This window comes from Streptomyces silvae (assembly GCF_016745505.1).
Classification (GTDB): domain Bacteria; phylum Actinomycetota; class Actinomycetes; order Streptomycetales; family Streptomycetaceae; genus Streptomyces; species Streptomyces silvae.
Window position 1 is genome coordinate 1 of sequence record NZ_JAERUC010000051.1, and the last position, 9,579, is coordinate 9,579.

A 9,579-nucleotide genomic window follows, 5' to 3' on the forward strand; every position below is an offset into this window, starting at 1 on the left:
GAGGCCGAAGGTGGTGAAGGCGGTGCGTTGTGGGAGGGGGTAGGGGTTGGTGCCGGTGAGGTTGTTGAGGATGGTGGCGCTGCGCCAGGCGGCGAGGCCGAGGTCGGGGGCGCCGACTCCGTGGGTGTGGCGTTCGGCGTTCTGTACGTAGATGTTGCCGGTGAGGGTGGGGTCGAGGTCGAGGCGGAAGTCGGTGTGGATGCGGGGGCGTCCTTGGGTGTCGCGGCGGATGTGGGGGTCGATGCCGGTGAGGAGGGTGTCGAGGGGGCGTTCGCGGTAGCCGGTGGCGAGGACGACGGCGTCGGTGGTGAGGCGGCTTCGGGTGGCTTGCTGGGTGTGTTCGAGGTGGAGTTCGATGCGGGTGCCGCTGCCGGAGAGGCGGCCTGCGGTGCGGACGCTGACGCCGGGGGTAAGGGTGGCGTCGGGCCAGCCTCCGTGGAGGGTGCGTCGGTAGAGCTCGTCGTGGATGGCGGCGATGGTGTCGGTGTCGATGCCTTTGTGGAGCTGCCATTGCTGGGGGACGAGGGTGTCGCGTACGTCTTCGGGGAGTGCGTGGAAGTACTGGGTGTAGTCGGGGGTGAAGTGTTCGAGGCCGAGTTTTGAGTACTCCATGGGGGCGAAGGCCTGGGTGCGGGCGAGCCAGTGGATCTTCTCGATGCCGTGGGGGCGGGCGCGGAGGAGGTCGAGGAAGATTTCGGCGCCTGACTGGCCGGAGCCGATGACGGTGATGTGGTCGGCGCGGAGGAGTTCTTCGCGGTGATGGAGGTAGTCGGCGGAGTGGATGACGGGGAGGCCGGGGGCTTCGGCGAGGGGGCGGAGGGGTTCGGGGATGTAGGGGGCGGTGCCGACGCCGAGGGCGATGTGGCGGGTGTGGGCGCGGCCGAGTGCGTGGGCTTCGCCGTCGGGGTCGAGCTGGGTGTAGTCGACTTCGTAGTGGGCGTGGTCGGTGTTCCAGCGGATGGCGTCGACCTGGTGGTTGAAGTGGGTGGTGGGGAGTTGTTCGCTGACCCAGCGGCAGTAGGCGTCGTATTCGGCGCGGTGGATGTGGAATTGCTCGGCGAAGTAGAAGGGGTAGAGACGGTCGCGGGTGCGGAGGTAGTTGAGGAAGGTCCAGGGGCTGGTGGGGTCGGCGAGGGTGGTGAGGTCGGCGAGGAAGGGGACTTGGAGGGTGGCGCCGTCGATGAGGAGGCCGGGGTGCCAGTGGAAGGCGGGGCGTTGTTCGTAGAAGGCGGTGGCGAGGGGGGTGGTACCTGGGGTGGTGGGGATGCCGTGGGCGAGGGCGGCGAGGGAGAGGTTGAAGGGGCCGAGGCCGATGCCGATGAGGTCGTGGGTCCGGTCGCCGTCGGAGGTGGTCCGGTCGGTCATCGGGGGGTGCTGCCTTCCGTGGTGGCGTGGGCGTGGGCGGTGTGGGCCTGGGTGACGAGGGTGAGGAGCTGTCGGAGGTCGTCGGGGGTGGTGTGGGGGTTGAGGAGGGTGGCTTTGAGCCAGAGGCCGTCGTCGGTGCGGGCGCGGCCGAGTACGGCGTGTCCTTGGTCGAGGAGGGTGCGGCGGATGGTGGCGACGGTGGTGTCGTCGCTGTGGGTGGGGCGGAAGAGGACGGTGCTGATGGTGGGGCGGTCGTAGAGCTCGAGTGCGGGATCTTCTTCGACGAGGTCGGCGAGGTGGTGGGCGGTGGTGATGGTGCGGTCGACGAGGTCGGCGAGTCCGTCGCGGCCGAGTGCTTGGAGGGTGACGGCGATCTTGAGGGCGTCGGGGCGGCGGGTGGTGCGGAGGGAGCGGCCGAGGAGGTCGGGGAGGCCGGCTTCGGTGTCGTCGTCGGCGTTGAGGTAGGGGGCGTGGTGGTGGAGGGGGGTGAGGTCGTGCTGGTGGGGGACGGCGAGGATGCCGGCTGATGCGGGTTGCCAGCCGAGTTTGTGCAGGTCGAGGGTGACGCTGTGGGCGCGGTGGAGGCTGCGCAGGGCGTGGCGGTGGGTGGGGCTGAAGAGGAGGGGTCCGCCGTAGGCGGCGTCGATGTGGAGGTCGGCGCCGTGGGTGGTGGTGAGGTCGGCGATGTCGGTGAGGGGATCGATCTGTCCGGTGTCGGTGGTGCCTGCGGTGGCGGCGACGAGGAGGGAGCCGTGGTGGTGGGTGAGGGCGTGGTGGAGTGCGGTGGGGTCCATGACGCCGGTGGGGGCGGGGATGACGACGGGTCGTGGGAGGCCGAGGAGCCAGGCGGCGCGGGTGATGCTGTGGTGGGCGTTGGCGGCGCAGATGGTCTGTACGGGGCCGTGGCGTTCGCGGGCGAGGAGGAGGGCGAGTTGGTTGGCTTCGGTGCCGCCGGTGGTGACGAGGGCGTCGGGGTCGGGGGTGTGGGGGTAGATCTCGGCGGCGAGTGCGGTGGTGAGGGCGGCTTCGAGGGCGGAGGCCGCGGGGGCCTGGTCCCAGGAGTCCATGGAGGGGTTGAGGGCTGAGGCGGCGAGGTCGGCTGCTGCGGCGAGGGCGAGGGGTGGGGTGTGGAGGTGGGCGGCGCAGTGGGGGTGGGCGGGGTCGGCGGCGCCTTCGGTGAGTGCGGTGACGAGGGTGCGGAGGGCGCGGTGGGCGCCGGTGCCGTGGTCGGGGATGAGGGTGCCGGTGGTGGCGAGGAGCTTTTCGGTGACGGTGGGGGGGCCGCCGGCGGGGAGGGGGCCGTTGCGGCGGGTGGCTCCGTCGTGGAGTGCGGCGAGGACGGTGTCGATGAGGGGGCGCAGGTGGGCGGGGCCTGCGGTGCCTCCGGCGAGGGGCGGGGTGGGCATGGGTGGTGTGGTCCTTCGGGTGCGCGGGGGCGGTGGTGTCAGCCTGTCCGGATTGCGGAGGGTGCGGCCGAAGAGCCCAACGATCTCAACCCGAAAGGGGTACTGCGGTTCGGTGTAGGGGTGTTGGGGCCTACGGGGCTGGTATTAGCGTTCGTTGTTCGTATGCCTGTGCCCGGCTCCTTCGGTGAGGGGGCCGGGCACGGTGGCGGGTGGGGTGTGCGTACGGGTCAGTGGGCGTTGCGTACGGCGAGGGCGCGGCGCAGGTCGTCGAGCTGGTCGGTGAGCTTGCGGCGCAGGGCCGGGGTGAGGGCCGGGTTCTTGAGGGCCTGGTCGCCGAGCTGGATGCTGTCGGGGTCGACGGCGTGGGCGGGGAAGGCGTGGCGTCCGGCGGCTTCGGCGATGGCGGGGCCCCGGCGGGCGGCGAGGGCGATCGCGTCGGGGTAGTAGCGGGCGATGTAGGGGTGGAGGAGTTCGCTCTGTTCGGGCTGCCAGAAGCCTTGGGCGGTGGCGGTGAAGAGGTAGTTGGACAGGGTGTCGTCGGCGAACATGGCCTGCCAGGCGGCTGCTTTGGCTTCGGGGGTGGGGAGGGCGGCGCGGCAGCGGGCGGCGCCTTCCTGTCCGGTGGCGCTGGGGTCCTTGTCGAGCTCGCGGGCGATGGCGGTCTCGTCGGTGGCGCCGAGGACGGCGAGGCGGGTGAGGATGCGCCAGCGGAGTTCGGGGTCGAGTTCGGGTCCGCCGGGGACGGTGCCTTCGTGGAGCCAGTCCTGGATGGCGTCGGGCTGGGTGGCGGCGTCGATGAAGTGGCGTACGGCGGTGAGGCGGAGGCCGGGGTCGGGGCTGCCGGGTGCGGTGGGGCCGGGGCCTTGTTCCCAGTCCTTGGCGGTGAGGCCTTCGGTGCGGCGGAGGAGGTCGCGGCAGAGGGAGGTGAGGGTGGCGAGGGCGGTGGGCCGGTCCTCGGGTGCGAGGTAGCGGTCGGCGATGTGGGTGGAGGCGAAGCCGAGGACGCCGTGGACGAGGGCGAGGTCGGTTTCGTAGGGGAGGTGGGTGCGGGCGGCGGTGAGGTGGACGGTGGGGTGGAGTGTGCCGTCGCGGACCATGTCGCGGGCGGTGTTCCAGACGACGGCGCGGGTGAGGGCGTCGGGGATGCCGGAGAGGTGGGTGAGGGCGGTGTTCCAGGAGTCGGGGTCGAGGCGGATCTTGGCGTAGGTGAGGTCGTTGTCGTTGAGGACGACGAGGTCGGGGCGGGTGCCGGGCAGGGTGGCGGGGGCGCCGTTCTGCGGGATGTCGAGTTCGAAGCGGTTGCGGAGGGTGAGCTGGTCGGTGCCGGTCTGGGTGTCGAGGCTGTGGTCGTAGGTGCCGACGGTGATGCGGTGGGGGCGGGTGCCGGCGTGGTCGACGGTGAGGTTCCAGCTGTTGCCGGTGGTCTCGACGTGGGCGGTGAGGGTGTCGATGCCGGTGGTGCGGAGCCAGGACGCGGCCCAGGCGTGGACGTCGCGGTCGGTGGCGGTGGCGAGGTTGTCGATGAAGTCCGCGAGGGTGGCGTTGGCGAATTTGTGCCGGGCGAAGTGGGTGTTGATGCCGGCGAGGAAGTCCTTCTCGCCGAGCCAGGCGACGAGCTGGCGGAGTGCGGAGGCGCCCTTGGCGTAGGAGATGCCGTCGAAGTTCAGGAGGGCGGAGGCGGTGTCGGGGACGGCGTGGGGGTCGGGGGCGACCGGATGGGTGGTGGGGCGCTGGTCGGCGTCGTAGCCCCAGCCCTTGCGGGAGACGCCGAACTCGACCCAGGTGTCGGGGAACAGGGTCTCCCCCGCGCGCGCGGAGTTGAGGGCCTTGGGAAGGGTGGCTTCGGTGAGGGTCTGGTAGCCCATGTACTCGGCGAAGGACTCGTTGAGCCAGATGTCGTCCCACCAGGTGAGGGTGACGAGGTCGCCGAACCACATGTGGGCCATCTCGTGGGCGATGACCATGGCGCGGGTCTGGCGTTCGGTGTCGGTGACGGCGGAGCGGTAGATGAACTCGTCGCGGAAGGTGACGAGTCCGGGGTTCTCCATGGCGCCGGCGTTGAATTCGGGGACGAAGGCCTGGTCGTAGGAGTCGAAGGGGTAGGGCTCGTCGAACTTCTCGTGGTAGCGGTCGAAGCAGGCGCGGGTGATGTCGAGGATCTCGTCGGCGTCGGCGTCGAGGTGGGGCGCGAGGGAGCGGCGGCAGTGGATGCCGAAGGGGAGGCCGGCGTGGTGGGTGGTGACCGAGTGCCAGGGGCCCGCTGCGACGGCGACGAGGTAGGTGGAGACGGGCGGGGTGGGGGCGATGGTCCAGCGGCCTTCGGTGGCCTGGGTGGCGGTGCCGTTGCCGAGGACGGTCCAGCCGGTCGGTGCGGTGACGGTGAGGTCGAACACCGATTTGAGGTCGGGCTGGTCGAAGGCGGCGAAGACGCGCTGGACGTCTTCCATGAAGAGCTGGGTGTAGACGTAGGTCTCGCCGTCGGCGGGGTCGGTGAAGCGGTGCATGCCTTCGCCGGTGCGGGAGTAGCGCATGGTGGCGTCGACGGTGAGTTCGTGGGGGCCGGCGGTGAGGCCGTCCAGGGGGTAGCGGTTCTCGTCGAGGCGCCCGGGGTCGAGGGCTTGTCCGTCGAGGCTGAGTGAGCGCAGGGTCTCCGGCTTGATCTCGACGAAGGTGTCTCCGGCCGCGTGGGCGGTGAAGCGGATGGCGGTCCGGGAGTCGAAGGTCTCCTCGCCCGTGGTGAGATCGAGGTCGACCGTGTACCGGTGTACGTCGAGGAGCTGGGCGCGGGTCTGCGCTTCGTTGCGCGTCAGTACGGACATGCGCCCATGCTGCCGTACGGGTCCGGGGCTGTGCAGGGGCGTTCTCGCAGGGCTGACGGCGGGCGGCGGGGCGCCTGCGGGGCGGGCCCGTGCCCATGACTGTGCTCACGCGCCGGCCTGTGCCCACGCACCGGCCTGTGCCCACGCGCCGGTCCGGCGGCGCGTGGGTGCCGGCCGTGGGGTCGGGCGCCGCGCCGCTCGTCGTGAAGTCAGGCGCCGCCGTGGGGTCAGGCGCCGGGGCCCGCGGATTCCTCGGCGATGCGCTCGTGGTGGCGGATGACCTCGGCCACGATGAAGTTCAGCAGCTTCTCGGCGAAGGCGGGGTCCAGCCTGGCGCTCTCGGCGAGTTGCCGCAGCCTGGCGATCTGGCGGGCCTCGCGGGCGGGGTCGGCGGGCGGCAGGTGGTGTGCGGCCTTGAGGTGGCCGACCTGCTGGGTGGCCTTGAAGCGCTCGGCGAGCATGTGGACGACTGCGGCATCGATGTTGTCGATGCTCTCGCGCAGCCGGTTCAGTTCGGCGGTGACGTACTCGTCGGTGTTGCTCGTGGTCATGGTCAGCGAGCTTAGACGCACCGGGGGCGGGGTGATCGACGGCGGGGGGATGTGCCGGGCCCGGGGGCGCCCGTCAGGACGGGCGCCCCCGGGTGGGGTGTCACGGCAGGAGACGGTCAGAGGGTCGCGGCGGCCGAGGCGATGTCGGCGGCGAACGTCGAGACCTGCGTGTAGACGCCGGGGTAGCCGGCCCGTGCGCAGCCCTCGCCCCAGCTGACGATGCCGACCTGGATCCAGGCTCCGGCGTTGTCCTTACGGAACATGGGGCCGCCGGAGTCGCCCTGGCAGGTGTCCGTGCCGCCGGTGCTGACGTATCCGGCGCAGATCTCCTGGCTGGGCACGAGGTCGCTGCCGTACGCCTGCTGGCAGGTGGCGTCGGAGACGAAGGGGACGGTGGCCTTGAGCAGGTAGCGCTGCTGGCCGCCGCCCTCGGTCGCGGCGCCCCAGCCGGCGATGGTGAAGGTGCCGGAGTCGTAGGCGGTGGTGGTGGCGATCTTCAGCGTGGGCTGGTTGATGGGCTGGGCGAGCTTGATCAGTGCCCAGTCCTTGCCGACGCCGTTGTAGCCGGGTGCCTGGAGGACCTTGGTGGAGCGGACCTTGACGGCGGAGGACGACTGGAGGTCGACGGATCCGGCGGTGGCGGTGATGGAGGTGTTGTTGCCGGACCCGTCGACGCAGTGGGCCGCGGTGAGCACGACGGTCGGGCTGTAGAGGGCGCCGCCGCAGCCCATGGAGAGCCGGACCATGAAGGGGAATTCACCCTGGGCGGCGCGGGTGCCTCCGACGACGGGCGCGGGGGCGGCCGTGGCGTTCGACGGCTGGAGGCTGAGGGTGGCGAGGGCCACCGCGGCTATGACGGAACATCTCTTGAGGGCGCGCAGAAGCTGCTTCACGGAAGGCCTGCTTTCGTGTGGGGGGTGGCGGTGGGGGGTGCAGGCGTGCGGGCGTGCGTGTCCTGGTCAGGGGCATGGACCGAGTAATTCTCGACATGCCCGCGACAAGAACGATCCGATTATCGGGAAGTGATCACCGCTGTCACAAGGCAGGGTTTTCGGCCAAGATCATCTGCCGCTTCCCGGCCGGATTCCGGCGGACCGGCCTAGAGTGAAGGTCCGTTGAGCGCCATTGATGGGGGTTCGGTCGTGAGCGACGGCAGTAACGGCGGCGGTCCGGTCGTCCATGGTTTCCCGCACCTGGACGCCGTCCGGTCCGCGATCACCGCGCTCTACCGGCGGGTCTCCCCCGACGGTGTGCGCGCCTACGCCACGAGCCTCGCCCCGGCCGACGCCGCCTTCTCCGACCTGGACGACCTGTATCTGGGCTCCCAGCGGGTGGCCGGCGCGCTGGTGCAGCACCTGCGGCTGCCGCAGGCCCGCATCGTCGTCGGCTTCCGGCGGATGGAACACGCCGCGAGCGTCGAACTCACCGCGGGGCCCGAGTACTTCATCGAGCTCAACGACCGGTTCCGTACGCACCGCAGGGACATCGGGGCCGCGCTGGCGCACGAGATCACCCATGTGCTGCTGCACCGCCTGGGCCTGGAGCTGCCCGGCACCCGTGACAACGAGATCCTCACGGACACGGTGACGGCCTACCTCGGCGCGGGCTGGCTGCTGCTGGACGCCTTCCGCCAGGACGCGGTCTCCAGCCAGAAGCTCGGCTATCTCACGCCCGAGGAGTTCGGGTACGTGCTGGCCAAGCGGGCGCTGGCCTTCGACGAGGACCCCTCGGTGTGGTTCACCAGCCCCCAGGCGTACACGGCGTACACCAAGGGGCGGGCGGAGGCGCTGCGCGATCTGCACCGGCCGCCGCTGACCGCTGCCGGATGGGCGGGCAGGCGCCGCTACGCCAAGGACCGCCGTGACGCGGGAACACGCCCGGGAACCGCCCTGGACCCGTCCCTTCCGTACGCCTTCGAGGGCGGGGCGGACGGGCTGCGGGTCTCCTTCCCCTGCCCCACCTGCCACCAGCGCGTCCGTGTCCCGGTCAGGGGCCGGACGCGCGCCCGGTGCGGACTGTGCCGGACCGTCCTGGAGTGCGACACGTGAGAAACCGGCCCGGACCCGGGTGGCCGTAGGGTCGGTGTATGACGAATGGTCCGGTTGGGGGTGCGAGCGGCCTCTTCGAGGCGTTGTACGACGATGAGGACGCGGTCGTACGGGCCCTCCGCGCGGGCGCGTCCGCCGAGTCGTGCGACGAGGAGGGGACGACCGCGCTGTACCTGGCGTCCGTGCAGGACCTGCCCGGAGCGGTGCGGCTGCTGCTGGCCGCGGGCGCGGACCCGAACCGGGCGAGCGGCCCTGAGTCGGGCGATCTGCCGCTGTGCGGGGCCGCGTGCGGTGGCCATGCCGAGGTCGTCGGGGCGCTCCTGTCGGCCGGGGCCGAACCGGACCTGAGCGAGGACTTCGGGTTCACCGCGCTGCGCTGGGCGGCGGGTCTCGGCCATGCGGAGGTCGCGGAGACGCTCCTGGCCCGCGGCGCCGACCCGGACCTGCCCGGCCCGCAGGGCGAGGTCCCGCTGGTGGTCGCGGCCCGGCGGGGATCGGTACGGACCGTACGGGCTCTGCTCCGGCACGGCGCCCGGGACCTGTCCCCCGCACTCGACGAGGCCGGGCGGATGCTCACGCTGGACGTGGAGCAGGAGCTGCGGGACGCGCTGCGGCGCGGGTACGGCGACGAGGGCCACGAGAGCGCGGTGCGCCGCGCGCGGGTGGACGGCGGGGTGACCGTCACGGTCGAACTGCTGCGGGGCGGCGAGCTGTTCGCGTCCCAGGACCTGCAGACGGGGCACGGGGCGATCGCGACGCTCCTGGAGAGCGAGCTGGGGCTGCGGGCCCCGTTCGAGGAGTTGGCCGTCCGCGCGCTGCGCGACGGGGATCCCGGGCTGGACAACTGGCGGGTGGCCGTCGGGGCGCTGTGGCTGCGCGGCGACGAGGAGACGTTCCAGGCGGCGGCCGCGTGGACGGCGAGCGAGGACCCGCTGCGGCAGCGGTTCGGCGTGGATCTACTGGCACGGCTCGGATTCGGCACGGGCGGCACACCGTTCACCGCCCGCGCGGTCCCGCTGCTGCGGGAGCTGGCGCGGACCGCAGGCCCGGAGCTGGCCGACGCTGCGACCAGGGCAATCACCGGGTACGAGGCGGAGCCCGGGGGCTGAGCCGGGGGGCCGGGGCGGCGCCGGGAGCCGACCCCCGCGGGGCTGAAGCCGAGCCGAGCCCGAAGCCGGACCGGGCGGGGCCGAAGCCGGACCGAGCCCGAAACCGGACCGGACCGAGCCCGAAGCCGGACCGGGCGGGCCCGGGAACTGAGCGGGCCCCGCCGAAGCCGAGCCGGCCAGGGGCCCCGCCCCGGACCCGCGAAAGGCGGTGACCCGCTGTGCAGGTCACCGCCCCTCGTGGCTACATGTCGTTACGCGGCCCGGCGGCCACGGCCGGGAGC

General features: G+C 72.1%; 7 protein-coding genes. 2 read left to right on the forward strand and 5 right to left on the reverse strand.

Translation table 11 applies throughout. The annotated features are described in order from the left end of the window. The 5 genes from JKV81_RS07065 to JKV81_RS07085 form a co-directional block, all read right to left on the reverse strand. The coding region (locus JKV81_RS07065) for a lysine N(6)-hydroxylase/L-ornithine N(5)-oxygenase family protein (protein WP_202075184.1) at positions 1-1,365 on the reverse strand (1,365 nt) is incomplete at its 3' end. After that, positions 1,362-2,771, reverse strand: a complete 1,410-nt coding sequence (locus JKV81_RS07070; RefSeq protein WP_202075185.1) for a pyridoxal phosphate-dependent decarboxylase family protein — start codon at positions 2,769-2,771, stop codon at positions 1,362-1,364. The genes JKV81_RS07065 and JKV81_RS07070, both read right to left, overlap by 4 nt. 227 nt (positions 2,772-2,998) lie before the next feature. Further along, positions 2,999-5,590, reverse strand: coding sequence for an aminopeptidase N (gene pepN / locus JKV81_RS07075; protein WP_202075186.1), 2,592 nt, complete (start codon positions 5,588-5,590; stop codon positions 2,999-3,001). A gap of 227 nt (positions 5,591-5,817) precedes the next feature. Further along, positions 5,818-6,141: a chorismate mutase gene (locus JKV81_RS07080; RefSeq protein ID WP_099176177.1), complete on the reverse strand. Its 324-nt coding sequence runs from the start codon at positions 6,139-6,141 to the stop codon at positions 5,818-5,820. 116 nt (positions 6,142-6,257) lie between these two features. After that, entirely contained in the window at positions 6,258-7,034 is a 777-nt protein-coding gene (locus JKV81_RS07085) for a S1 family peptidase (RefSeq protein WP_124276989.1), read from the reverse strand. A 249-nt stretch (positions 7,035-7,283) separates the two neighbouring features. Between JKV81_RS07085 and JKV81_RS07090 the strand changes: the two genes are divergently transcribed. Next, positions 7,284-8,189, forward strand: coding sequence for a hypothetical protein (locus JKV81_RS07090; protein WP_129262113.1), 906 nt, complete (start codon positions 7,284-7,286; stop codon positions 8,187-8,189). A 38-nt stretch (positions 8,190-8,227) separates the two neighbouring features. Then, the gene (locus tag JKV81_RS07095) at positions 8,228-9,298 is read left to right on the forward strand and encodes an ankyrin repeat domain-containing protein (protein ID WP_202075187.1); all 1,071 of its coding nucleotides are present in this window, start codon (positions 8,228-8,230) and stop codon (positions 9,296-9,298) included. Positions 9,299-9,579 lie beyond the last annotated feature (281 nt).

Excerpts from the sequence above, each read along its gene's own strand:
- JKV81_RS07070 (WP_202075185.1), bottom strand. The coding sequence starts at position 2,771 with ATGCCCACCCCGCCCCTCGCCGGAGGCACCGCAGGCCCCGCCCACCTG.
- pepN (WP_202075186.1), bottom strand. The coding sequence starts at position 5,590 with ATGTCCGTACTGACGCGCAACGAAGCGCAGACCCGCGCCCAGCTCCTC.
- JKV81_RS07080 (WP_099176177.1), bottom strand. The coding sequence starts at position 6,141 with ATGACCACGAGCAACACCGACGAGTACGTCACCGCCGAACTGAACCGG.
- JKV81_RS07095 (WP_202075187.1), top strand. The coding sequence starts at position 8,228 with ATGACGAATGGTCCGGTTGGGGGTGCGAGCGGCCTCTTCGAGGCGTTG.